Raw genomic sequence first — 24,871 nt, forward strand, 5'->3', positions numbered from 1 at the left:
CAACCCACATTCCTACCGTAAAGTCGAACTTAATAAAAAATTAAGCCTTATTTAATGCTTCACTAGATAGAGCCTAACATGCAAGACAAAATCAGTTTACTTTCTTATGCACAGTAACTCTCAATTGAGATATAAAAAAATGTAGAAAGATCAAAGCTGTAATCTACAAAATCAGTGTTCATTCAGCTCTCGTCGTTCATGATGTTTTCATTCGCCTAGTGGCTTGAACAAATAGCTCTAAAATAGCGAAAAAGCGAAGCAACGGCGTAAAATGAAGTATTAGAGTATACTCTTAAATACTATTGAAGAAATTGCAACTTAATCTGGTTTGCAACTTTTGTATGAAGCGCTACAATGCAGGGTGAAAATTGGAAACCAGTCAAAATATGGACTTTTTATGAAAGCAGTTATTCCTGTCGCGGGCCTTGGTACTCGCATGCTCCCAATGACCAAAGCCATTCCTAAAGAAATGTTGCCTTTAGTAGATAAGCCACTCATTCAATATATTGTCAAAGAATGTGTCGCTGCAGGTATTAAAGAAATTGTGTTAGTGACTCACTCTTCAAAAAATGCAATTGAAAACCATTTTGATACCAGCTTTGAATTGGAAGCAACGCTTGAAAAGCGTGTTAAGCGTAAACTTTTACAAGAAGTACGCTCGATTTGCCCTGAAGACGTTACGATTATGCATGTCCGGCAGGGTGAAGCCAAAGGTCTTGGCCATGCAGTTTTGTGCGCACAACCTATTGTTGGGGATAATGATTTTGTTGTTGTACTGCCCGATGTCATTTTGGATGAATACACAGCCGATCAGGGAAATGAAAATTTAGCTGCAATGCTATCTCGTTTCAACCAAACGAAAGCTAGCCAAATTATGTTAGAGCCTGTACCACAGCAGGATGTCTGCAAGTATGGTATTGCTGATATCAACGGTGTGTCGCTACGCCCAGGTGAAAGTAGCGCCATTAAACATATGGTAGAAAAGCCAGCCATAGAAGAAGCTCCTTCTAATCTAGCAGTTGTTGGTCGCTATGTGCTTTCTAAAAATATTTGGCCGCTGCTAAGAAAAACGCCTGTCGGTGCTGGTGGAGAAATCCAGTTAACCGATGCTATCGATATGCTGATGGAACAGGAAACCGTTGAGGCTTTTCATATGAGCGGTCGTTCGCACGATTGTGGCGACAAGCTTGGTTACCTTAAAGCCATAGTTGAATATGCGATTCGTGATGAGCAATTAGGTGAAGAGTTTTCGCAATTTTTGAAACGCTTTCATCAATTAAGCCTAGCTTCTTAATTTGTCGCGGGATAAACCCGCTGCTACAGGTTTGTATACATTCGTAGCAGCGACTTTAGGTCGCGACTGTTTTCATGCCTTTACATCGTGGCATCTTTAACGATTTTATATCGAAATTACCAACCTTGGTCGCGGGATAAACCCGCTGCTACAGGTTTATCCACATTCGTAGCAGCGACTTTAGGTCGCGACTGTTTTCATACCTTTACGTCGTGGCATCTTTAACGATTTTATATCGAAATTACCAACCGTGGTCGCGGGATCCCCCCCAGATACAGGTTTGTGTACATTCGTAGCAGCGACTTTACGTCGCGACTGTTTTCATACCTTTACGTCGTGGCATCTTTAACGGTTTTATATCGAAATTACCAACCGTGGTCGCGGGATTCCCCTCAGATACAGGTTTATCCACATTCGTAGCAGCGACTTTACGTTGCGACTGTTTTCATGCCTTTACATCGCGATTGTTTAACTGCAATCACCTTAATAAATCACACCCAAATGCAAAACCAATATGGATATTCACCTACCCGCGTAACAAGCTTAGCCCTAATTGGATTCTGAATTATATATCTTGCTTGTTCTTTTAAGTCGTCTTCGCTTCGAATTAAATGTTCATAATAACCTTTTTGCCATAAGCCAAATACTCCGAAAGAGCGCAGACTGGTTGCTATGCGGCCTTTTATCGCTCGAATAGAATCTGGTAACTTTGAAGAACCATTTAATTGAATGATTAAGTGAAGATGATCTGGCATTAATACGAAAGCAATGACTTTAAAAAGCTGCCCCTGTTCACAAGCCATGATCGTCCTAGCGGCCTCGGCACAAATCGAAAAGGAGTTAAAGTACGATTTTCTATCTTTGCACGTTAAGGTAATTGCATAGAAATGATTTACGAGTGAGACCCGCTTATTCCTCAAGTTTTGACTTTTGTACCTGTTATATCCTTATAACCCTGCATACTTAAAGAATAGAGTATGTTTGTCTAAGGGCAAGCTAATTGGACCTTGGTCGCGGGATAAACCCGCTGCTACAGGTTTATCCATATTCGTAGCAACGACTTTAGGTCGCGACTGTTTTCACGCCCTTGCGTCTTGGCATCTTTAACGATTTTATATCGAAATTACCAACCTTGGTCGCGGGATAAACCCGCTGCTACAGGTTTATCCACATCCGTAGCAGCGACTTCAGGTCGCGATTGCTTTTACGCCTTAACGTTGTGACACCTTTAACGATTTTATATCGAGATTACCAACCTTGGTCGCAGGGTAAGCCCGCTGCTACAGATTTGTGTACATTCGTAGCAGCGACTTCACGTCGCGACTGTTTTCATACCTTTACGTCGTGGCATCTTTAACGATTTTATATCGAAATTAGCAACCTTGGTCGCGGGATCCCCCCCAGATACGGGTTTATCCACATTCGTAGCAGCGACTTTAGGTCGCGATTGTTTTTACGCCTTTGCGTCACGAATCCTGTAAGATTTGACGTCACAACTCACCAACCTTGTTCGCGGGATAAACCCGTTACTACCGATACACATCGCTTTTTTCAATTACTTCAATATCATAACCATCAGGGTCTTTAATAAAAAAGAATCTTGCTATTAATACATTTTGATTATAAAAATCTTTGATTTCTTTAGGGCAATAACTATTCTCTTGAGCCTTGCTGTAGATAGCCTGCAAGCTATCCGTGGCGAAAGCCAAATGCCCATAGCCATTACCGATTGTATAACCTACAGTGGTGTCATGATTCCAAGTTAGCTCCAGTTCAAACGAAGTTTCATTGTTGCCAAGGTAGATAAGAGAAAAATCATTAAAGTCGATACGTCGTTTCACTACCAACGCAAATACATCATGATAAAATTTAATTGAGCGATCAGCGTCTTTCACTCTGATCATTGAGTGGATCATTTTTGCCATTACTTTACCTACGGAATTTATATGTGTGAACTCTACGCATCAACTGAGCCTCATCGTTACGAAGTAGCCAAACGCTCTATTCGTATTCAAGGAGCTGTTACTAGCCTCGCGTTAGAAAATGAAATATGGCAAGTATTAGAAACCATAGCTCAACGGGAAGATCTGGGTCTTGCCGAGTTTATTTCTTTACTTTACCAAGAAGTGATTGAACGTCATGGTGAGATCAAAAACTTGGCGTCTATGCTGCGTGTTACTTGCTTAACTTATCTTGCAAATAATAATGCGCTTGACGTAAGAAGTGGTAGTAACTGAGTACTACGTTTTAGTGCCGCTCCAAAAAGCGTTGCCATGTGATATTGGGATTAATAACCCGGATCGGAGAAATAACCTGCTTGAGCAAGTGAAAAGGTGGGCGCGTAACTTCATGTCCATCTTGCTTTAAACCCAATAAATATTGAAAACTGTCTTTAGTCCCGAGCTGAATAGCTGATATTCTGATTTGTTGCTCGAAGTTTAGTCGTAAACTGCTGATCGCCGTTTTCATTCCTTGCTGATCAACATTGGGTAAACCACATTTTTGTAGATACCCTTGTCTTTCACCCTCTCCAGAAAACCATATTCTAACTTTCTCGCTATAACGACCAGTTTTTGCAGGTAAATCAAACATAAGACGTCGATATTCTTGTTGTTTTACTAATGCTAGATATTGCTCTAAACCTGCTTGCCATAATGCAGGATGAATAGGCACCACTCGCGGTTGAATTTTACCATGGGTGTTAAAGTGAAATACATGAACGTGGTCTTTGTAGTAAACATCATCAAGTGTGAGTGAGCCAATTTCATCACTATACGCACCGGTGTAATAACTCAGTAAAGGTAGCCAAAAATGCCAATGTTTAGGCTGTTCACGCTTTAGTTTTTCATCTGAGTAGATATAACCGTTAAACAAGGTATGAAGCTCCATAGTGGAAAATGCTCTTCGGCCTAAATGAGATTTCATACTGTAGTCAACGTATTGAGTATACTAAAGATCTTAAGTTTAACGGTTTTTAGTCTTTTTCGGAAGTTTGATAGTCACCTTCCCGCCTAGACCCAGGCTTGTCCGTCAGCAGAAGCGTCATGGGGTTACCTTCACTTAAATTCATAGAAAGAATCTCGACATAAAGGCATGAAAACAGTCGCGACATAAAGTCGCTGCTACGCCTAATTCGTAGCAGCGGGTGTATCCCGCGATAGAAAACCAATAACGGCGACAGGATCTTCACAATAAAAAAAGACCGTGACATAAGCCTACAGAAAGAACCTCGACATAAAGGCATAAAATGAGTCGCGACATAAAGTCGCTGCTACGCCTAATCCGTAGCAGCGGGTTTATCCCGCGAGAGAAAACCAATAACGGCCACAGGTTCTTCTCAATAAAACAGACCGTGACATAAGCCTACAGAAAGAACCTCGGCATAAAGTCATGAAAACAGTCGCGACATAAAGTCGCAGCTACGCCAAACTTGTAGCAGCGGGTTTATCCCGCGATAGAAAACCAATAACGGCCAGGTTCTTCTCAATAAAAAAGACCGTGACATAAGCCCCTCGGCATACATGCATAAAAACAGTCGCGACATAAAGTCGCTGCTACGCCAAACTCGTAGCAGCGGGTTTATCCCGCGATAGAAAACCAATAATGGCCATATTATTCACAATAAAAAAGACCGTAACATAAGCCCCTCGGCATAAAGGCATGAAAACAGTCGCGACGTAAAGTCGCAGCTACGAAAGAAAGGTTAATTCTGGAAGTATGATTTTATGAATAAAAATATTTAAGATTTAGGCAAGAAAAAAGCCGCGTCTCCGCGGCTTAACTGATTGGACTAATCATTCTGTACTTAACTACCCGTTACAGTGTCACAAGCTACTGAAACATCGATAGTTTCATCTGTTCCATCTGGCGTAATAGACGTTGTAAATGGAGCTGAAATTCGAGGGTCTACGCTAACGGCATATGACGCAACATCACCGTTTAGTGCTGACAATGCAAAAGTACCGTCACCATTGTTCGCTGCTGTGCGGAATGGCTTAGTCGTACTTGATCTATACTTTACAATCGCACCTGGGATAACTTCTGTTACCGTTGTATCATTAGAACACACAGCTCTAACAGTTACATTTTCGTTAACAGTGGTTTGAATTGGATTTGCTAGCGTGATCGAAACTGGGCCATTACATACCTGAACTTCAGCATTTGTTGATGAAGCATTCCCCCACACGTTACCTGCTGCGTCACGGATAACTACACGTGCTGTTGCTGATGAGCTAATACCATAACGCGCTGAAGTGCTAGCTGAAACAACTGTTTTTGACGTAGTACCACCACGTAAATAACTTGATACGCTCGCATCAGCAGAGGTCATACTCACATATAGCCCTGAACTCGGCACAGTATCGCCAGTCACATTAACAGTAATACCTTGCGTGCAGATTGGAACTGAGCGAGACAGTGTAAAAAACGTAAGGTGATCGGTTTTAAAAGATGCTTTGTAAGCCGTACCTTCAGCGTTCAACGCACCAACAGTTGCTTTATTCGTTTCTGACTGCCATTTACCAGTATCTTCATTATTTGAAGAAACATCAAACTGGTCTCCTGTTTGAATTGTTCTATCACCAGATGGTGCTAAGGTTGCGACAGGAAGTGAAACAGAAACATCGATCTCTTGGCTAAATTGTTTGATCTTAGTTCCGTTATTATCTTGCATAACGATGTTACTTACACCAACTGGCTTTTTAATGCTAGTTGTACTACCAGCACTCAACCCTGCTGGCAAAACAGCCGAAATCTTGCTAGACGTAGGATCCGCAGAGCCAACAGTTAATGATACAGAAGTACCTGTAACTGCATTACCACTTGCATCTCTAAGTTGCACGCCTGCAGGAACTGTTACATCAGAACCTGCTTTACCTTTTGCAGCCGCAGCTGTAACAGGAGAGGCTGTTGTTGCATTAGCCACACTTTCAGAAACGCTTGCTTCAACAACTTCGTCACCGCCTTTTGACACAAGTGCTAATTCTGCTTCTAGCGTTGCTGCAGAATCTTCGTTACTTAAGTCGATGTCAAAGCTTTTTGAAAAATAGCCATCAGCAGCTACTACGGCAGTTACAACCCCAACATTCGCACCTTCTTTTACAGTAAAGGTGTAGCTACCATCTTCTGTTGTGATCTGAGTGATTGCGTCGCCATTGACGTTAACCAAATTTGAGGTTGGCTCTCCATCTTCAAAAAAGGTAATTGTCGCCGGCGCAACGATATCAACAGTATCAACATCAACTACGTTACCACTTACAACAAATGCTAAAGCTGTAGGCGTTTCTGGTGCAACAACTACCGGATCTGTTGGCTCAGGTGGCGGAGTGATCACCACATTGTTATCGTCATCGCTAAAACAGCCCGAAAGTGCTAAAGCTGAAGCTACAGATAAAGCGAGTAAAGATTTTTTGTTCGAAATCATGATTGGTCCTTGTTCCCTTTTTTGAAAGTGCCAAGCGGCACTAACGCGCGTTTTATTACATCGAAACTTAAATATAGAGAAAGTTCAAAGATTGTCCAGCTAGTAATTAAAATATTTTTTTGTGATTTTTTGGTAAATTACTTTATCTGTTAACGCTCTTTGCAACAAAAAATCACGACATAAAGTTGCAGCCACAGGATCTCGTCACCACAAAACAAATAATGGCAGATAAACGGTAGGTATAAAAAAGCCGCATCAAAGTGCGGCTTTTAAGCAAATTAAGTCTTGCTAGAGACTATTATGCACCTGTTACAGTTTCACAAACCATTTGTAACTGCTGATCTGCTGCATCTGTACCCGCTTCAAATGTAAATGAAGTTGCTTGTCCTGATGCTACTTCAAGTGTTAGCGTATCGATGTTAACAGTGTATGTTTCACCAACAACTAAGTTGTTTAGTGTGTATGTACCTGAAGCATTTGCAGCTTGGTAAGTTGCCTTACCAGCACGACGGTAAGTTACTACCGAGTTTTCTACAGGAACAGCTGTGTCAGCTTCGTTCGAACACACACCAGTTAATGCAAATGACGTAGTTGTGTACTCAACTTCAGGAGCCACAAGAGTTGCATTTACTGGCTCACCACATACCGCTACTTCGTCTACCGAGTCGAACCAAACGGTACCTTCAGCGTCACGTAAAACGATGCGTGCAGTTGCATCAGCACTTACGTTGTTTTTACCCGCATTTGCAGCTGTGTAAATCACTTTAGAAGTTGAACCAGCAGCGATAGAACGTGTTGCGTTGATGTCTGAAGATTGAACATCTACGAATAGGCCACCAGCTGGTACGTCACCATTAATGTTAACTGACACATCCGCATTACATACTGCAACTTCATCAGTTGCGGTGAAGAATGTAAGGTGTTCAGTCATGAAAGAAGCTTTATAAGCAGTGCCAGCTTCGTTTAGTGCGCCAACCGTTACTTGATTGTCTACTTCTTTTGTCCATACGCCTGTGTCTTCGTTATGAGAAGACAGCCCTAGTACGTCACCAGTTTGAACAGCACGGCCTTCAGATGCTAATACTGTGTCTTTTGGAATTGAGATAGAAATAGAAATTGGGTTGCTGAACTGTTTGATCTTAACGCCATTCTCGTCAGTCATTGTTACGTTAGCAACACCTACAGGAGCCGCTAAAGTTGCAGCGCTATCAGCGTTTAGACCTTCAGGAAGTACGGCCCCCGCATCTGATGAAGTTGGATCTGCAGAACCAACATTTAGAGAAATATCAGTACCAGTGATAGCCGCACCACTTGCATCGCGTAATACAACACCTGCAGGGATTGTTACATCAGCACCAGCTTTGCCTTTTGCAGCTTCAGCTGTGATTGCTTCTGCTACTGCACCGCCTTCCACTGCCACTTCAACAACTTCTTCAACAACTGTATCTAGATCTTTAGAAACAAGGGCCAACTGAACTGCAAGCTCAGCGGTATCTGCTTCTGTTGTTAGGTCAATATTAAAGCTCTTTGAGAAGTAACCGTCAGCTGTTACAACAGCTGTAATTTGAGATAGCTCTGCGCCTTCTTTTACAGAAAATACAAAATTACCTGCTTCACCAGTTTCTACTGTTGCGATTGCTTCGCCTTTAGTGTTTACGATGTTTGCAGACGCTTCACCGTTTTCAAGGAAAGCGATTGTCGCAGGAACAACGTTAGTTGATTTTTTATCAACCACACTACCATTTACAACTAGAGAAAGTGCATCTGGTGCATCCGGAGCAACGACTACTGGATCAGTAGGCTCTGGTGGAGGCGTGATAGTTACGTTGTTATCGTCATCGCTAAAACAGCCAGAAAGCGTTAGCGCAGACGCTACAGAGAGCGCAAGAAGAGATTTTTTATTTGCAATCATGATTAGTCCTTGTTTTCCTTCTGTTAACTTACGTCGATTTGACGCGTTAACTCATAAAAAAAGCCATATTGCGAACAATATAAGCTTAAGTTTTAAATCATTTAATAAGACAGACAGGAACTAAGTCGCTCCCTGACTAAAGCCAACTCAGTTATTCTACCAATCTAGCGGAAAAACAACCATATAGTCGGAGTTAGCTGCCTTAATTTATCACAGAAAAGCGGTAGTTCCAACCGCCTGTAATAAGTTGAAAGTAGGATACCTTTAGAACACTAAATAGACAATGAATGAAGTCAAATTTATAGCAAAAAGTTGCAATATAGTGCTTATTTATTAACAAGGTATATAAATTTAAGAGTGTGAATGAGATGGTTGAATGATTCCCGCAGATTTTAGTAGCTGCGGGTTTATCCCGCGACAAGTGCATCTCGACATAAAGTCGCTGCTACGAATACATAATCCGCGGCAAGTGCACCGAAGCGCCTCTCCCGTAGCTGCGGGTTTATCCCGCGACAGGAGCATCGCGACACAATGTCGCTGCTACGAACACATAACCCCGCGACAAAAAACATCGAAACGCCTCTCCCGTAGCAGCGGATTCATCCCGCGACGGGAGCATCGCGACGTAAAGTCGCTGCTACGAATACATAACCCCGCGACAAAAGCATAGAAACGCAGCTCCCGTAGCAGCTGGTTCATCCCGCGACAAGCACATCGCGACGTAAAGTCGCTGCTACGAATACATATCCCCGCGACAAAAGCACCAGAACACAACTCCCGTAGCAGCGGGTTTATCCCGCGACAAAAGCACCAGAACACAACTCCCGTAGCAGCGGGTTTATCCCGCGACAAAAGCACCAGAACACAACTCCCGTAGCAGCGGGTTTATCCCGCGACAAAAGCACCAGAACACAACTCCCGTAGCAGCGGGTTTATCCCGCGACAAGCACATCGCGACAAAAAGTCGCTGTTACTGTTATCTGTAGGTTAGATACGCTTCTCGTAACCTTGCCAAATTGCTGTAAATATAGCTACTCGACAAGCGTCCTTGATTAAGGAATGTCTTATCCAAATTCACAGGCGTTTTAACTGAATGAGCTCGTCCAATAGCCAAGTAATTCAACGTATCACCAATACGTGTACTTACCTCATGACGCCAAGCTTCATTCCCTTTTATCTGGCCATAACGGATCGGTGCCATATCTTTACGTGGAGTAAGTGGGATGCTAAATGCAATACCTGCGACTTGTACATCGGTATCTTGGGCAAATATTGAGATATAGCTATCGCCAAACCAGAAGCGAGTTTCTAGTTTTACACCACTATCTTCATAAAAGAACCGACCTGCCGTTGCATGAAAACTCACATCCTGCTCAACCCAGTTATAGCGATAAGACAACGTTTGATAGTCTCTATCTAAGTCATAGTCATCATATTCTAAATAGCCAATTTCAGCATTAAGCTGGTGACGACCGTTCTCACTAAGCCAAGTCGTTTCATTTTTAATACCGGTATAGTCGTTAAATTCTTTGAAGAAACCAATGTGAGTTTGGTTATAAATTCCATACGGTAAATCTAACGTTTGATAGATTGTCGCTTGCGTAACGCCACTGTCTTTTGCAAAGCGCCCATATGCTTTACCATTCTCATAATCACTGGTTTTCGCAACTTCAGTCTCAGCACTAATACTTACACCGCCACCATACCACATGGGCAACTCTACATCGGCTCGAATTGCGAGTGAGAAGTCATAAACTCCAACTTCAGTCGCGAAGTGTGAGTCTAATGATGGCCCTATAGTTACACGAGGCTTAAAATATGGACTGTTGGCCTTAGGCATTCCCACCCAAGACACACTGCCAATCGGATCCATTTCACCGCGACGAATATCCATATCTGGCGTACTACTGGTATTGATAAACTCACGGTAATTATCGATATCACCACGCACAGAAAGCATTGGAATACCACGGTTTAATAACTGAATCGTATATTTAGCCTCAGGCTCATCTATATGTTCAGCAATACGACCTAACACAAGACCAATAGCGTCTATATCGTTACGATTAAAAACATAGTTTTCAAAGCTTACAACAATATGTGGGTCACGATTAAAGCCCACACTAATCGCCTCTAAACCGTCGTCGATTAGTGCATTTTTAAGTTCTCGAGTTTGCAGTGTAAGTGACTTTCTGTATTCATCACGCTCAGTTACTTCTTGCTTGGCTTCTTCTAGCGGCTTTTGAGCCAATTCTCGTTGCTGTTGATAGTGCGCTTCAAATGCAGCCTCACGCTTTTTATGGTTGTCTAAAATCGGTGCTGGTGCCACTTCTGTAGGGTCGTTTAGCTTTGCCTGCTCAAAAAGCGGCATAGAAAAGTTTATTCCCCAAAAGGTATCCTTTTCTGCATGATCAGTATTACTGTAAAACTTGCTGGTTAACGTGAGTGTACCTACATCGTAAATCCACTCCTTAGGTACAGTTAAACGTACGCCCGCATTCACTGCATCCGCATCATGCTCAACCTGCAATGCAAACCAGTCCAGTGGCAGCCATTCTATACCAGCAAAAACACCATCCATCTGACCATTTAATCTATCACTTGCTGAAACCCCGGCAGAAAACCTAAAATTACGCCACTCCTTAGAACCTGCAATGTAATAAGTTTCATAGAAATTAACGGCCCCTCCTAAATCTTTTGCTCCAATAGCTAAATCAAACCAACCTTTTGGGACGTAGGGAATTTGATATTTTAAATTAAATGAAAGATCCCTGATCTGTCCACTTCCTTTAGAAAACAGGTTTTCATGCATTGTATTAGTAGCAATTAAACCACTCACCTCAAAACCATCAAATAGGCCAGCGGAGAAAATAAAGTTATGGCCATCAACAAAGGTACGACTATTATCAAAAAGCTGATTATTGTAACCAAGATCTACGTGACCCTTCTCTAATACTTCTGCAGTTGGTGTATTGAATAAGCCAGTATACCCAGCAAAAGACTGAAAAGAATCTAGACGCTCACTAGCCACTGCAGGCAAGCAACATATTGATAAGCTGCCTAGCATAATAAAGTTCGATTTAAGCATATCCCTAGTCCACATAAGAGTTTTTGTAATTTTATCGCCAAATAAAGCTTGGCTATGTAAGTTGGCTTAGACTAACACAGATGAAGATACGTTAGTAAATGATTAGGTTTTGTAATAGCCTACGAGTATTTCTATAAAAAGGTCTAATCGCTCCGCTTTCAACTCATTTATACCAGCCGCAGCCTCGCGGCCACCACCGGTTGTAAATTGGCTGCATACATGGGCGGCCCCTTGTTTGTTGTTTAGTGGCGCTCTCACACTAACAGTGTAACTACCTTTATTGTTATATGTAATAACAGCATGCGCTTTGTGTGGTGTTTTATTCGCGAGTTCATTGCCTAGTACACCGCTTATTCGTCGAGACCAAGCTTTGTCGTCTAATAGAATCACTTTAGTAAAATGGCATTCATGAAGTACTTGCGCCGACTCTGCACTAAGCATATCTGCCTTATAGGCTCTTTCAAGTTGATAATAGACTGACTGTTTATCTGCAATTAGCTCGAAGGGGGATGTATATGGCAGCAAAGCGTTAAATAATGCTACAGGATGAAAATGCAAGTCTGTTATCTCGCTACCATAACCATTGTAATTAATATAAGTGCCAAGCGCTTTTAGTTTAGACTTTTCTTGCTCTGTTAAACCCAAAACATCAGCTTCCCTATTAGCTTTGCTAATTAAATTATCGCCGTATGCTGCAGTGATAGCCCATAAATGAAAGCGCCTATTTAATATATCGCTTACAATTAAGCTCGTGCATACATCAGGATCCAGGTTGATATGAGCAAACAGGTTACAATGTTCTGGAACAGTACCAGACCTATGATGATCCACATACATAACACGAGCACCAACAGACAACGCATGATAGAGATCCGGCTTGTTCTTCTCCATAGACACATCAAGCACACGAATATTATCACCTGCCTTTGGCGTTATTTTTTTCATTAGCTCAATATCGCGCTTCACCCCTGTGATCTTTATACTGTCGACAGGATTCGCCAGTTGGAGCTGTAACAGCGCAATAATACCATCGGCATCGCCATTAAAAATATCGTAATACATATATGCTCTTAGCTTGAAAAGTTTAAGTAATAATCTGCTTTTGATGTAAGTACTTTATAACTTGCTCTGCGCATTGTTTAACACTTTGCTCTGCTGTTTTTAAATGCAGCTCAGGTTTTTCTGGTGCATCAAATATTGAATCAATTCCAGTAAAATTTGGTATTTCCCCTGCTCTCGCTTTTTTATAAAGCCCTTTTGGATCCCGGCTCTCGCAGACCTCTAAAGGAGTATCGACAAACACCTCAATAAACTCACCTTCTTCCATAAGGTTACGCGCCTGCTCTCTGTCTTGTTTAAATGGTGAGATAAACGCGGTAGAGACAATCACTCCAGCATCGACAAAAAGCTTGGCTACTTCGCTGATCCGGCGAATATTTTCAACTCTATCTTCATCGCTAAAAGTCAACCCTTTGTTTAATCCTAAGCGCACATTATCGCCATCAAGAAGATAAGTGTGGCACCCTAACTCAAATAATCTAGCCTCTACTGCATTGGCAATTGTTGATTTACCAGAGCCACTGAGCCCGGTATACCATAGCAGTACAGGTTTATGTCCTTTATGTGCCTGTTTTTGTGCTTTTGATACCGTCTGAGAGTGCCATACAATGTTTTCTGTCATCGCTTTTCCAGATTCTAGCTTCTTTGAAATGATATTTAATTACAATTTCGCAACTGTGACTCATTAATATTGCCTATATTCATCCCCTAAAATGGAAAGAATATAGGAATTAAAACCAGTACAACCACACTGTATGTGATAGAGACAGGTAGGCCAAACAGTACGAAGTCCTTTAATTTATAGTTTCCGGCATTGTATACCATTAAGTTTGTTTGGTAGCCATAGGGGCTCATAAAACTACCGCTGGCAGCAAATACTACTGCCAATACAAATGGTAAATAGCTGACTTCCAATCCCTGAGCAATAGCAAAGGCAATTGGAAATGTTAATGCAGCAGCTGCATTATTGGTAATTAGCTCTGTAAACAACAGCGTGAGAATAAAAACACCAATAAAAGCCACATATGCGCTTTGCTCAGTTAAAAGAGATTTAAACTGCTCAGCTATTAACAAAGCAATTCCCGTGTTATCTAAAGCTGTTGCTAAGGTAAGAGCACTCATAACTATTAGCCACAATTCAAGAGGGAATCGTCGCTTTATCTCATTAAGAGATAAGCATCTGCTCGCTATTAGTATCGCTAAATAAAAAATAAAGCACTTTAATAGACTTATGTTTAGTATTAATGCTACCCCAAGAGTAACAACAAACCCCCAAGTAACAATCCGTTCTTTTACGCCTGAGAGCATATTTTCTGCTTTTACGCCATTGAGTATAAAGAAGTTTTTAGTAAGATTAGTACGTTTAGCAAAATCAGGCCCCACGGCCAAAACTAAAAAGTCTCCAGCCTGAATCGACACGTCACCTAGCTTTCCTGAAAGCTTTTCACCTTCTCGCCTAATCGCAACGACGGCAGCATCAAATCGGGCCCTAAAACCAGCCGTCTTTAATGTTTTTCCCACTACCGCTGCACCAGGTTTAACGACCACTTCGGTTAGGTTTTCACGAAGCAAACCGTCTTTTTCTGCAAATAGTGTTAACCCTTCAAACTGCTGCAGTACTAAAATTTTAGTGATATCTCCTGAAAAAATAAGCTTATCTCCTTCGCGGATAATATGCGAAGGAGTAACTGGAGATATCAACTTACTCTCTCTTACAATCTCGACTAAAAACAATGACTCTAAGCTTCTTAGACCATTTTGCTCTACTGTTTTACCAATGAGCGCAGAACCTTTATTAACTTGTGCTTCTACAAAATAGTCAGCCACCTCAGCAAAATCGTTAACTTTGCCATTTAAACGCTTAACGGTAAACCCAATAACTACCATACAGGCGGCAACAGCGGTGAGACCGATGGGAAGAAAGTCAAAAAAAGCAAACCCGTCAACACCTCGCTCAATCAGCATTGAGTTAACGATCAAGTTTGTAGATGTGCCGATGAGCGTTAATGTTCCACCCAAAATAGCGGCATATGACAACGGCAATAATAGTTTATTCGGGGCTATTAATTTGTTGTTTTTAACTGGGCTAATAAGCGTAGCTATCACTGCAGTATTATTTAAAAAACCAGATGCCAGTACTGTAGCCAGTAAAGTACGTACATAGGATTTAACTACCGAACCATTGAAAAGCACATTGGCAAGCCTACGCAAAAAACCTGTGCGTTCAAAAGCAAATGCACACACCACAAGTAACAGCAAAGTAACCAAACCTGGATTGACGGCATTTGCAAGCAATTGTTCGGTAGATACTAATGAAGTTGCAAAGCAGGTTAAGCTCGCCGCTGCAAATACTCGTTCAGGGAAGTATTGATATTTAATTAACCCTACAATGGTTGATAAAAAAATAACCACCATCAACCATTGTTCTAAAACCATGCAAACATCCTTATACCTAACTCACAGCTTACAACTTAAATCTTCTGCCAAAGCTTTAAGGTATTAAAACCCAAGCGTTTTTTTACAAAATAAACCGCTAATAAGTTTTGCAAACTTATAAAAAAGCTTGTAGCTGTTGCAGCCCCAATTGCCCCATATAACTTTGTAAAAATAGGTACGGTTATTAAAACACCGAAACCGCTAATAAGTGTGACCAAGCGCATATCGCGCTCATGACCAGTCATTTGCAATAAAAAGCCAACCGAACCGGTTACAACATTAACGGCTTGCCCCAATACTAGTATTTGTAAAATAGCGGCCCCTTGTTTGAATTCTTCGCCAAACAAACCCATTAAAAACTCAGGGAATACCAACATGAATAGCACTATGGGTAATGCACTTAATACCAATAACCGCACCGAAAACAAAGCAGTTTTACGAATACCAACATTATCGCCCTTAGCATGAAGCATGGAGAATTTTGGTGCTACAACCAAGTTTACTGCCATTAAAATAAATGAGGTTAGAAGTGCGATACGCTGAGCTATGCTAAAATATGCGACTTGCTCAGAGACTAAGTAGATTCCAATAATTATTGGTGTAGCCCATTGAGCTGACTGACTCATTATTATAATCACCCAATTAGGTCTCGCACTGTGCCACAGCTCATTAGGGTCAGGCTTTTCGCCATTATTATTCAAGCTTTTTATGCTAACCCAGTAAAAAAAGCAGGAGGTTACTCCTAGCGATAAACTCAAATAAAGTGCTGCGGTACTGGCTGATTTTACAGAAAACACAATAACCGCCGCACCACACAGCATAAAATGAGCTATGTTTTGACAAGAGATACTTGCAATCAATTTATGGCGAGCTTGCAAACTCATTGCTATTAAAAGTACAAAACTTAGCCCAATTATCGCTGGCGTTATATATTGCAGTGTCTCACTAAACTCAGGCTTTTTAAACACAACTATTGAGAGCCATGGTGCCAAAAGATAGCTTATTACCGCAAGTACACATGAAACCGCGACAACATACTTCAGAGAAAAGTTCAAAATTGCTCTGACTGTATGACCAAAGCAAGCATTTAATGAAGTAAAACGTAATATCGTATTTTCAAAGCCAAGGTTTGCAATTGCTGATAACAGCATAACAAATGAAAAGCCCAAGAAAAAATAACCTGCTTGCTCTGCCCCCAACTGTTTTGCAATGATTAAATTAAACAGAAATGCAGTACCTGCACCTACAATACGAATAATTAAAGCTAAAGCTGCGTTAATAGCCGTGTGGCGATGTTCGGCATTACTAAAAATGGATTTTACGTTGATAAGCATGTACTTCTCATTTATCCGACCCGTTACCTAGTTATCAATACGCGTTTTTGTTTACAAAACCTTTAAATATAGTTAAGAACACTATTTTTAAATCAAGTAACAAGGACCAATTACGAATGTAATCTAAGTCAAATTCTACGCGTTTTTCCATCTTGTCAAGTGTGTCAGTTTCGCCACGCCAACCATTGACTTGTGCCCAACCAGTAATGCCTGGTTTTACCTTATGACGTAGCATATAACCATCGACCAGTTTACGATATTCTTCGTTATGGGCAACAGCATGGGGTCTTGGCCCTACAATTGACATACTACCTTGCAGTACGTTTATAAACTGAGGCAACTCATCTAAACTGGTTTTACGAATAAATTGACCTATAGGGGTAAAACGCTCATCGTTTTTGGTTGCTTGAGTCACTTTAGCGCCGTCTTCCATTACATTCATTGAACGAAACTTCCAAACTTTTATGGGTTTACCATCAACTCCATAACGATTTTGCTTAAAGAATATTGGACCTTTAGAGGTAAACTTAACCGCAAGCGCTAAACCGAATAAAACAGGTGATATAAGTATTAAAATAAGCATAGAGAGTACAATGTCTTCAATACGTTTAATAATGGCATTGCTACCATCAATAGGAGAGTCATAAATACTTATGGTAGGAATGCCAACGATTGAATCACTTCTCGCATGAAGCAACTGGTAAGTGTAAATATCAGGTACAATATAAACACTTGCGGTGCTATCAGACAACTCTTTGACCAACCAGTTTCTTCTTTCATAAGCATGTGGGGGCAAGGCAATATAAACACGGTCAACCCCCCCTATTTTACACTCTTTAATAAGTAGCTCCAAGTTACCGAGCGTTTGAGCAGCTACAACATTGTCCTCCGAGAGATTATCGTCATAATACCCGCTGAAAACCAAACCAAAACTAGAGTGCGTAACAATAGTATTTGCTAATTTCTGCCCTAAATGTCCCGCGCCAGCGATAACAACAGTTCGAGTGTTGATTCCCTGAGCTCTTAATAACCTCAATAGTAAGCGCAAAATTACTCTATATGTAGAGAGGCTCAGGATTACAAGTACAAACCAACTGAGTTGTAGTCCTGCAGGCTCAAGGTGTTGGGGCGCTAAGAAGTAAACGCTTAAAAATAAGGTTGCCACACACACACACCAATGAGAAACCACCTTTTTAAGCTCTTTGATAATTGATAAGCCTCGCCATGAAATATAGAGCTCATCTAACTCACTGGTAAAGTGAAACAAAAAAACGGCAAGTAAAGCAGCGGTAGTATGTTGAATTAGCCAAGGTAAACCTTCAAGCGTGACGGCTACCCATAAGCAGCTTACTATTATTACAATATCTAATACTCGCTGAACAAATGCGATTACAGTTGAATTATTTTGCAAAATACCTTTATTCATTTTTGCGCAAATCTCTGATCCACCAATGGAATAGAAGTTAACCATGGAACATAGCTAGCCTTCTTGCTTGATTGCCTATTATTTTACTTAAACATAAAGTAAAACAGAAAATATAGTAGAAGATAGTTCCTTTACTACTATTTATCTATGATTGAAGGGGGCACCTTCAGCGAATACTATTATTCTTTAGTATTTTATTCTTGATCTTACATATTTTAAAGCTCCGTCAACCAACACAATTGCTTCTTTTTCAGAAGTCGATTCTGCGTAACATCTCAGCTCAGGAGCGTTCCCTGAAGGCCTCAAATGCACAATACCTCCATTCTCTGCACAGAGCCTCAACCCATCTGTAGTACAGATTAACTGAGCTCCCCCCAGTCCCAGCTTGGCTAGCAGTATATTTGGATTTGCACTTAGCTCGGCAATTAATGTTTTACTATTCTCTGTCGCAAAATCTTTTAGCCTATCACTTGCAGTAAAACGTTGTGGTAAGCCTACTAGCAAGCTTGCTATGCTGTTACCCATTGTTGCTACAATCAGCGCAGGCAATACCGCGTCTCTTGTTGGCAGCGCTTTAAGTGCTTTACCATTAAATTCAAAGTCACTCGCCAGTAAATAACCACCATTTGCTTCAAAACCCGCTACTCGCTTGTAAGTTTTGTCTAACTCTGCAAAGGCTTCTATTACATATGGCGAGCCAATTTTTGTTCTGCTCACTGTTTTAAAGCTACCTGACAACTCAATGGCTGTATTACAGCTAACAGGTGTTGCAAGCGCTTCAATTGAAAGTGCTTGACTACAAAGCAGGCCTAAAATATCACCTCTTAACCACTCACCGTTTTCACCTGCAACTAGCGGCCTGTCACCGTCACCATCAGTTGAGAACAACATATCTAAGTGGTATTTACTTACCCACTCTTTGGCTCTTTGTTTATCTTCATCAGATACAGCTTCGGTATCGATTGGGATAAACTCGTCACTACGCCCCAGACAAATAACTTCTGCACCCAGTTGCTCGAAGAGTGATTTATAAATATCTCTACCCGCACTCGAGTGCTCATAAATACCCACTCTTTTACCAGCTAGTATCTCGCTATCAAATAGATTTGTATATCGAGCGGTGTAAGCATTTTTTGCTTTATCACTTGTTGGTAAACTGATATCGGCTAGATTCAATTCAAAAAAATTAAAATCAGTAGAAAGAATAGCTTGTTCATCTTGTTTGGTGATTTCACCATCGGGGCGGTAGAACTTTAAACCATTTCTGTCAAATGGAATGTGGCTACCTGTAACCATAATGCAAGGCATATTGTCTTGCATCGCTGTATAAGCAAGTGCTGGTGTTGGTACCACACCATAATAAACAACCTCTATATTAAGTTGTTTTAAACCTGCTGCGCAGGCTTTAGCGATATCAAAACTGCTTGGTCGGTTATCTATCGCAATGGCCACTTTATTAAATGCGAACTCACCTTTAATGCTCTGAGCAAATGCAATTGAAAAGGCTGCACACACTTCTGGTGTAAAGTCGACAACGAGACCCCTAGCACCACTGGTACCAAATGCAATACCACTTGTTTGAATTACTGACTTTGTATTCATTACTTAACCTTTCACTCTTCCGTAGCGGTCTTCAAAGCGCACAATATCATCTTCACCCAAATAAGAGCCCGATTGAACTTCAATAAGCTCGAGATCAACTTTACCTGGGTTTTCTAATGCATGAACCGCAGTAATAGGAATGTATACTGATTCATTTTCAGTGACGAATTGCTCTGTATCATCAATTTGTACTTTTGCAGTACCAGAAACCACAATCCAATGCTCTGCTCTGTGGTGGTGCATTTGCACAGATAGTTTTGCACCTGGTTTAACCGTGATACGTTTTACTTGGAAGCGCTCACCGTTATCTACTGAGTCGTATTTACCCCAAGGGCGATATACTTCACGGTGGAATGTGACTTCTGAGCGTTCGTCCGCTTTTAATTGGCTAACGATTTGTTTTACTTTTTGAGACTCATCTTTGTGCGCAACTAGTACAGCATCTTTTGTGTTAACGATAACTAAGTCTTCAACACCTACTGTTGTCACTAACTTGTCTTCACCAAATACTAGAGTGTTTTTTGTATCTACAGATTTAACGTCACCAATGAAAGCATTGCCATTTTCATCTTGCTCAGACACTTCCCACAAAGCTGCAAAGCCGCCTATATCATTCCAGTTTGCATCCATCGGTACCACAACTGCGTCTTGTGTCTGTTCCATTACTGCATAATCAATAGATTCATCTGGGCATGCTTCAAATGCTTCTTTATCTACACGTACAAAGTCCATATCATTATTTTGTACTCGAACTGCTTTTTCACACGCTTCATAAATATCTGAGCGAAATGCTTTTAGCTCTTCAAGATAACGACTTGCTTTGAATAAGAACATGCCGCTATTCCAGTAATAGTCACCACTGACAATATATTCTTGCGCTGTTTCAAGGTTTGGTTTTTCAACAAAACTATCAACAACAAAGCCGTGCTCAACCTCAGCACCACGCTTAATATAGCCATAACCCGTTTCAGGGGTGTTACCAACGATACCAAAAGTTACTAGTTTGCCTTGGTCCGCTAACAATTTTGCCTTATTCACGCTTTCTTGGAATGCGATTTGATTCTCAATTACATGGTCAGCAGCTAAAACAAGTAATAATGCGTCTTGATTGTTTTCAACTGCTTTAAAGGCTGCTAATGCAATAGCAGGGGCGGTATTACGGCCTACAGGCTCTAAAAAGATGCCACTATGCGCCACACCTATTTGACGAACTTGCTCAGCAGCAATAAAACGATGCTCTTCATTACAAATTAACATCGCAGGTGCATGTTCAAGACCATTTAATCTTAAAATAGTCTCTTGCAGCATGGTATTTTCACCATGCAATTTTAAAAATTGTTTTGGGTAGTTACCGCGTGACAATGGCCATAAACGCGTGCCTGAGCCGCCTGCCATGATGATAGGAAGTATCATATTTGTTATCCCTGTATATTCTGTAATGCTTCAAAGTACCATTTAGTATGCTTATGAACTTTTTTATCTTTTAATAGGCTGTCTATATCGAACCATTGGTATTTACCATGTTGAATATTGTGTGGTAAGTCATTTAGCGGATTGCTCAGCCTTAGGATATAAGCAATGGCAACATAATGTGTGCTAAAGCCATCACCAAAAACGTTGTCATCATAAAAATGGTCATAAGGCCCTAAAAGACTAGCTTCTGAAAGTGGAAATGCCTCACCAAGCTCTTCCTTAGTTAACCTTTCAAATGCATCTGCAAGCGATTCATTTTTTAAAATCCGTCCGCCAGGCACAAACCAATTCCCTCGTGCTGGTTTATTTAGCCGCTCACCCAACAGTGCTTGGTTATTCTCATCTAATATAACCAAATCGATTGAAACAAGTGGCGCGCTTTCTATTACTGTCGAAAACGTATTTTTATCTAGAAACATCCTATGTTCTCTATTTTCTAAAATTATCTTGGTTTGCTAAAAACCACTCATATGTATCTTTTAGACCTGCCTCTAGGGAAATACTATATTCCCATCCCAACGACTTAAGACGAGACACATCCATCAATTTACGCGGTGTACCGTCAGGCTTAGTCACGTCAAACTCTATAGCACCTTCAAAACCAACTACTTTCGCAACGGTTTCAACAAGCTCTCTAATTGTACAGTCTACGCCTGTACCTACATTTATATGGCTTAACATCTCTTGTGTATTTGCACTGTATGTTTCTGAATCTAAGTTCATTACGTATATTGATGCAGCAGCCATGTCGTCTACATGCAAAAACTCTCGCATCGGCTTGCCTGTACCCCATGCAACCACTTTGTCATCACCTGCCCACTTTGCCTCATGAAAGCGACGTATCAGTGCTGGAATAACATGAGAATTTTCTGGATGGAAGTTATCATTTTCACCATACAGATTAGTTGGCATGACAGAGCGGTAATTACGACCATATTGACGATTATAAGATTCACACAGTTTAATACCTGCAATTTTAGCTATCGCATAAGGCTCATTGGTAGGCTCTAACACCCCAGTTAACAGTGCTGTTTCTGTCATAGGTTGTTCTGCAAATTTAGGGTAGATACAACTTGACCCTAAAAACAACAAATCATTAATACCAGACAAGTGCGCGCAATGGATGATATTATTTTGAATCGTTAAATTCTCATAAATGAATTCTGCGGGATAAGTATTGTTCGCTACAATACCACCGACTTTTGCCGCAGCAAGATATACTTGGTCTATTTGATTCTCTTCAAAAAATGTACGAACCCCCTGCTGATCCAACAGGTTTAACTCCGCTCTGCTTTTTGTAATAACCTTAATATCATCAGATTGCTTTAACTTTCTAACAATCGCACTGCCAACCATACCATTATGGCCTGCGACAAAAACTGTTTTAGAACTCATTTCTTTATCCATTATAAAACCCAGCATAAGCTGGGTTATCATTTTATTTCTGACTTACAGCTCTGAGATTACTCTACTGCAACGCTCACATCATAGCCGTGAGATTTTAATAATGCATGCTGCTTCGCTTTAGCTAAATCGCGTTGAACCATCTCTGCACACATTTCTTCTACAGTAATCTCTGGTTCCCAACCTAACTTCTCTTTCGCTTTGGTTGGGTCGCCTAGCAATGTTTCAACTTCTGCAGGGCGGAAATAACGCGGATCTACACGCACAATCACATCACCTACTGATAGTGCCTGTGCGTTATCACCTTCAATCGCAACCACTGTCGCTATTTCATCAACACCTTTACCACTGAACTCAAGCGTAACACCCAACTCTTTTGCTGATAAAGACACAAATTCTCTTACTGAGATTTGTTTACCTGTCGCGATCACAAAATCTTCAGGAGTATCTTGCTGGAGCATCATCCACTGCATGCGAACATAATCTTTTGCATGACCCCAGTCACGTAGCGCATCCATATTACCTAGATATAAACACTTCTCTAGACCTTGTGAGATATTCGCAAGACCGCGTGTGATTTTACGCGTTACAAACGTTTCACCACGACGAGGAGATTCGTGGTTGAATAAAATACCATTACATGCATACATACCATAAGACTCACGGTAATTTACCGCAATCCAGTACGCATACATTTTCGCTACAGCGTATGGTGAGCGAGGGTGAAAAGGCGTAGTTTCCTTTTGAGGAATCTCTTGTACCTCACCATAAAGCTCGGACGTAGAGGCTTGATAGAACTTAGTCTTTTTCTCTAATCCAAGAAAACGAATTGCTTCTAATAGACGTAACGTACCAATAGCATCTACATCTGCTGTATATTCTGGCGCTTCAAACGATACAGCTACATGGCTTTGGGCACCTAAGTTGTAAACCTCATCTGGCTGTACTTCTTTTAAAATACGGGTTAGATTTGATGTATCTGTTAAATCACCATAGTGTAAAAAGAACTTAGGGTTATCTTCATGGATATCTTGATAAATATGATCTATACGCTCTGTATTAAAGCTCGATGCACGACGTTTAATACCATGCACTTCGTAGCCTTTTTCTAGCAAGAACTCCGCTAAATATGATCCATCTTGTCCCGTTACACCCGTTATTAAGGCCACCTTAGTCATTATCTTTTCCCTTTACTACCTTATCTATATCGCTTACAAAGCGTTCTATTATATTATTAATATCTAAATTTTTGACCGCATAGTTACGGGCAATCATATTTGGTTTACTTGTATCTGTTGCTAATACTGTTTTTAAACCAGCAACAAACTCTTTTGTATTTTCAGGTTCAACTCTTGTATAAATTTCAGGATTGGCTTGTTCTATCTTTCCAAGCTCAGTAGATACCTCTGCTGTAACTAGAGCGTGGCCGCCTGCTGATAATATATTGGTTAATTTTGAAGGTAACACAGCATCTGCAGCTCCCTTTTTTTGTACAACCAAATGAGCATCTGCCATAGACAACATTGCAGGTACATTTTCCCAGTTTTGAAGAGGTTTAAAATATACATTGTCTAAATTACTAGCTTTAGCGAGTTCTTGAAGAGTATCAACATAAGTACCGGCCCCAACAAAAACAAACTTAATTGATTTGTCATTTTCAAAGCTTTTAGCTGCCTCTATCACAATTTCAAGGCCTTGCTTTTGGCCAATATTACCCGCATAAAGCACAATTTTATCTGTTTGAGTAAAGCCCCACTCTTTGCGTAAAGCAGAGCCATCAGTCGCAGGTGTTACAAAACTGGTATCAGCCCAGTTAGGGAAAAAAAGTAACTTAGACTTATCGACTCCTTTACGCTCTGCGTTTTCAAGCATACTGTAAGAAATACTCGAGATTACATCAAACTTTTTCATTAGCCAAGACTCGATTCGCCTTATTACGCGCGCAAATTTTCCTTCGCTTACCATACCGAGGCCGAACATTGCATCCACTTCAAAATCTTGAATATGTAGAATAGTCTTAACTCGAAAAAGCTTAGAAAATATCAGTGTTAATGGTGCACAAAATAAAGTAGGCTGTACCAAAAAAATTACATCCGGTTTTTTTTTAATTAGAGTTAAAAATAAAGCTAATCCTGATGTTACTGAAAACGAAATCAAATGAATGACTCTCGCTAATGATGTAACCTTAGAAGGGACATAAAGCGGACACCTAATTACTGAAACCCCATTTATTATTTCTTTCTGAAATAAGTAACGGCTATAGTTTACATTAATTTTCCATTCTGGATAATATGGAGGTGCGACTAAAGCCGTAATGCTATTCTCATTACTACTTTCAATAGCCGCACACATCTCACCATTATACTTTCCTATACCTGTAAGCTCAGGTGAAAAGTTCAAACTATAAAGTAGAAACTTCAT

Annotated in this window: 19 protein-coding genes; 2 read left to right on the forward strand and 17 right to left on the reverse strand. The window is 40.7% G+C overall.

The features are described 5' to 3' along the window. The first annotated feature begins 397 nt into the window (after positions 1–397). Positions 398–1,294: a UTP--glucose-1-phosphate uridylyltransferase GalU gene (gene galU / locus A587_RS0107565; RefSeq protein WP_017217087.1), complete on the forward strand. Its 897-nt coding sequence runs from the start codon at positions 398–400 to the stop codon at positions 1,292–1,294. A 491-nt stretch (positions 1,295–1,785) separates the two neighbouring features. On the opposite strand, the gene A587_RS0107570 is transcribed toward galU, so the two are convergent. Both A587_RS0107570 and A587_RS0107575 read right to left on the reverse strand, forming a co-directional pair. Next, positions 1,786–2,214, reverse strand: a complete 429-nt coding sequence (locus A587_RS0107570; protein WP_083838441.1) for an REP-associated tyrosine transposase — start codon at positions 2,212–2,214, stop codon at positions 1,786–1,788. Positions 2,215–2,823: 609 nt separating this feature from the next. Continuing rightward, complete coding sequence (locus tag A587_RS0107575) at positions 2,824–3,219, reverse strand: VOC family protein (protein WP_017217089.1); 396 nt, start codon at positions 3,217–3,219, stop codon at positions 2,824–2,826. 21 nt (positions 3,220–3,240) lie between these two features. Here A587_RS0107575 and A587_RS0107580 point away from each other — a divergent pair, with 21 nt between their 5' ends. Further along, entirely contained in the window at positions 3,241–3,531 is a 291-nt protein-coding gene (locus A587_RS0107580) for a ribbon-helix-helix domain-containing protein (protein WP_017217090.1), read from the forward strand. 10 nt (positions 3,532–3,541) lie between these two features. Here A587_RS0107580 and A587_RS0107585 read toward each other — a convergent pair whose 3' ends face one another. The 15 genes from A587_RS0107585 to A587_RS0107655 all read right to left on the reverse strand — a co-directional run bounded on the left by A587_RS0107585 (position 3,542) and on the right by A587_RS0107655 (position 24,871). Next, the gene (locus A587_RS0107585; protein WP_026000911.1) at positions 3,542–4,219 is read right to left on the reverse strand and encodes a hypothetical protein; all 678 of its coding nucleotides are present in this window, start codon (positions 4,217–4,219) and stop codon (positions 3,542–3,544) included. An 880-nt stretch (positions 4,220–5,099) separates the two neighbouring features. After that, positions 5,100–6,716 (reverse strand): hypothetical protein, encoded by a 1,617-nt coding sequence (locus tag A587_RS0107590; protein ID WP_017217092.1) that lies wholly within the window; start codon positions 6,714–6,716, stop codon positions 5,100–5,102. A gap of 298 nt (positions 6,717–7,014) precedes the next feature. Next, positions 7,015–8,628 carry a hypothetical protein gene (locus A587_RS0107595; protein ID WP_017217093.1) on the reverse strand — a complete coding sequence of 538 codons (1,614 nt, stop codon included), beginning with the start codon at positions 8,626–8,628 and terminating at the stop codon, positions 7,015–7,017. 976 nt (positions 8,629–9,604) lie between these two features. After that, positions 9,605–11,716 carry a YjbH domain-containing protein gene (locus A587_RS0107600; protein ID WP_017217094.1) on the reverse strand — a complete coding sequence of 704 codons (2,112 nt, stop codon included), beginning with the start codon at positions 11,714–11,716 and terminating at the stop codon, positions 9,605–9,607. A gap of 102 nt (positions 11,717–11,818) precedes the next feature. Then, positions 11,819–12,778 carry a DHHA1 domain-containing protein gene (locus A587_RS0107605; protein ID WP_017217095.1) on the reverse strand — a complete coding sequence of 320 codons (960 nt, stop codon included), beginning with the start codon at positions 12,776–12,778 and terminating at the stop codon, positions 11,819–11,821. A 22-nt stretch (positions 12,779–12,800) separates the two neighbouring features. Continuing rightward, the gene (gene cysC, locus A587_RS0107610) at positions 12,801–13,397 is read right to left on the reverse strand and encodes an adenylyl-sulfate kinase (RefSeq protein ID WP_017217096.1); all 597 of its coding nucleotides are present in this window, start codon (positions 13,395–13,397) and stop codon (positions 12,801–12,803) included. A gap of 86 nt (positions 13,398–13,483) precedes the next feature. Next, positions 13,484–15,211, reverse strand: coding sequence for an SLC13 family permease (locus A587_RS0107615; RefSeq protein WP_017217097.1), 1,728 nt, complete (start codon positions 15,209–15,211; stop codon positions 13,484–13,486). 35 nt (positions 15,212–15,246) lie between these two features. Continuing rightward, a complete protein-coding gene (locus A587_RS24460; protein ID WP_017217098.1) occupies positions 15,247–16,545 on the reverse strand; it encodes an oligosaccharide flippase family protein in 1,299 nt (432 codons plus the stop codon). A gap of 34 nt (positions 16,546–16,579) precedes the next feature. Further along, on the reverse strand, positions 16,580–17,971 hold the full coding sequence (locus A587_RS0107625) for an undecaprenyl-phosphate glucose phosphotransferase (RefSeq protein ID WP_026000912.1): 1,392 nt from the start codon (positions 17,969–17,971) through the stop codon (positions 16,580–16,582). A 186-nt stretch (positions 17,972–18,157) separates the two neighbouring features. Beyond that, positions 18,158–19,573 (reverse strand): phosphomannomutase, encoded by a 1,416-nt coding sequence (locus A587_RS0107630; RefSeq protein WP_017217100.1) that lies wholly within the window; start codon positions 19,571–19,573, stop codon positions 18,158–18,160. Between the two features lie 3 nt (positions 19,574–19,576). Beyond that, positions 19,577–20,986 carry a mannose-1-phosphate guanylyltransferase/mannose-6-phosphate isomerase gene (locus tag A587_RS0107635; protein ID WP_017217101.1) on the reverse strand — a complete coding sequence of 470 codons (1,410 nt, stop codon included), beginning with the start codon at positions 20,984–20,986 and terminating at the stop codon, positions 19,577–19,579. A 5-nt stretch (positions 20,987–20,991) separates the two neighbouring features. Continuing rightward, positions 20,992–21,465 (reverse strand): GDP-mannose mannosyl hydrolase, encoded by a 474-nt coding sequence (locus A587_RS0107640; protein ID WP_017217102.1) that lies wholly within the window; start codon positions 21,463–21,465, stop codon positions 20,992–20,994. A gap of 10 nt (positions 21,466–21,475) precedes the next feature. Next, a complete protein-coding gene (gene fcl / locus A587_RS0107645; RefSeq protein WP_026000913.1) occupies positions 21,476–22,441 on the reverse strand; it encodes a GDP-L-fucose synthase in 966 nt (321 codons plus the stop codon). Between the two features lie 68 nt (positions 22,442–22,509). Further along, positions 22,510–23,628 (reverse strand): GDP-mannose 4,6-dehydratase, encoded by a 1,119-nt coding sequence (gene gmd, locus A587_RS0107650; RefSeq protein ID WP_017217104.1) that lies wholly within the window; start codon positions 23,626–23,628, stop codon positions 22,510–22,512. Beyond that, positions 23,621–24,871: a WcaI family glycosyltransferase gene (locus A587_RS0107655; RefSeq protein WP_026000914.1), complete on the reverse strand. Its 1,251-nt coding sequence runs from the start codon at positions 24,869–24,871 to the stop codon at positions 23,621–23,623. Before A587_RS0107655 ends, gmd begins: the two co-directional genes overlap by 8 nt.

The organism is Pseudoalteromonas sp. NJ631 (assembly GCF_000276645.1).
In the GTDB taxonomy this organism is placed as follows: Bacteria; Pseudomonadota; Gammaproteobacteria; order Enterobacterales; family Alteromonadaceae; genus Pseudoalteromonas; species Pseudoalteromonas piscicida.

Bases quoted from the DNA above. Each gene is read 5' to 3' on its own strand.
- galU (WP_017217087.1), top strand. From the start codon at position 398: ATGAAAGCAGTTATTCCTGTCGCGGGCCTTGGTACTCGCATGCTCCCA.
- A587_RS0107575 (WP_017217089.1), bottom strand. From the start codon at position 3,219: ATGGCAAAAATGATCCACTCAATGATCAGAGTGAAAGACGCTGATCGC.
- A587_RS0107580 (WP_017217090.1), top strand. From the start codon at position 3,241: ATGTGTGAACTCTACGCATCAACTGAGCCTCATCGTTACGAAGTAGCC.
- A587_RS0107585 (WP_026000911.1), bottom strand. From the start codon at position 4,219: ATGAAATCTCATTTAGGCCGAAGAGCATTTTCCACTATGGAGCTTCAT.
- A587_RS0107590 (WP_017217092.1), bottom strand. From the start codon at position 6,716: ATGATTTCGAACAAAAAATCTTTACTCGCTTTATCTGTAGCTTCAGCT.
- A587_RS0107595 (WP_017217093.1), bottom strand. From the start codon at position 8,628: ATGATTGCAAATAAAAAATCTCTTCTTGCGCTCTCTGTAGCGTCTGCG.
- A587_RS0107600 (WP_017217094.1), bottom strand. From the start codon at position 11,716: ATGCTTAAATCGAACTTTATTATGCTAGGCAGCTTATCAATATGTTGC.
- A587_RS0107605 (WP_017217095.1), bottom strand. From the start codon at position 12,778: ATGTATTACGATATTTTTAATGGCGATGCCGATGGTATTATTGCGCTG.
- cysC (WP_017217096.1), bottom strand. From the start codon at position 13,397: ATGACAGAAAACATTGTATGGCACTCTCAGACGGTATCAAAAGCACAA.
- A587_RS0107615 (WP_017217097.1), bottom strand. From the start codon at position 15,211: ATGGTTTTAGAACAATGGTTGATGGTGGTTATTTTTTTATCAACCATT.
- A587_RS24460 (WP_017217098.1), bottom strand. From the start codon at position 16,545: ATGCTTATCAACGTAAAATCCATTTTTAGTAATGCCGAACATCGCCAC.
- A587_RS0107625 (WP_026000912.1), bottom strand. From the start codon at position 17,971: ATGAATAAAGGTATTTTGCAAAATAATTCAACTGTAATCGCATTTGTT.
- A587_RS0107630 (WP_017217100.1), bottom strand. From the start codon at position 19,573: ATGAATACAAAGTCAGTAATTCAAACAAGTGGTATTGCATTTGGTACC.
- A587_RS0107635 (WP_017217101.1), bottom strand. From the start codon at position 20,986: ATGATACTTCCTATCATCATGGCAGGCGGCTCAGGCACGCGTTTATGG.
- A587_RS0107640 (WP_017217102.1), bottom strand. From the start codon at position 21,465: ATGTTTCTAGATAAAAATACGTTTTCGACAGTAATAGAAAGCGCGCCA.
- fcl (WP_026000913.1), bottom strand. From the start codon at position 22,441: ATGAGTTCTAAAACAGTTTTTGTCGCAGGCCATAATGGTATGGTTGGC.
- gmd (WP_017217104.1), bottom strand. From the start codon at position 23,628: ATGACTAAGGTGGCCTTAATAACGGGTGTAACGGGACAAGATGGATCA.
- A587_RS0107655 (WP_026000914.1), bottom strand. From the start codon at position 24,871: ATGAAGTTTCTACTTTATAGTTTGAACTTTTCACCTGAGCTTACAGGT.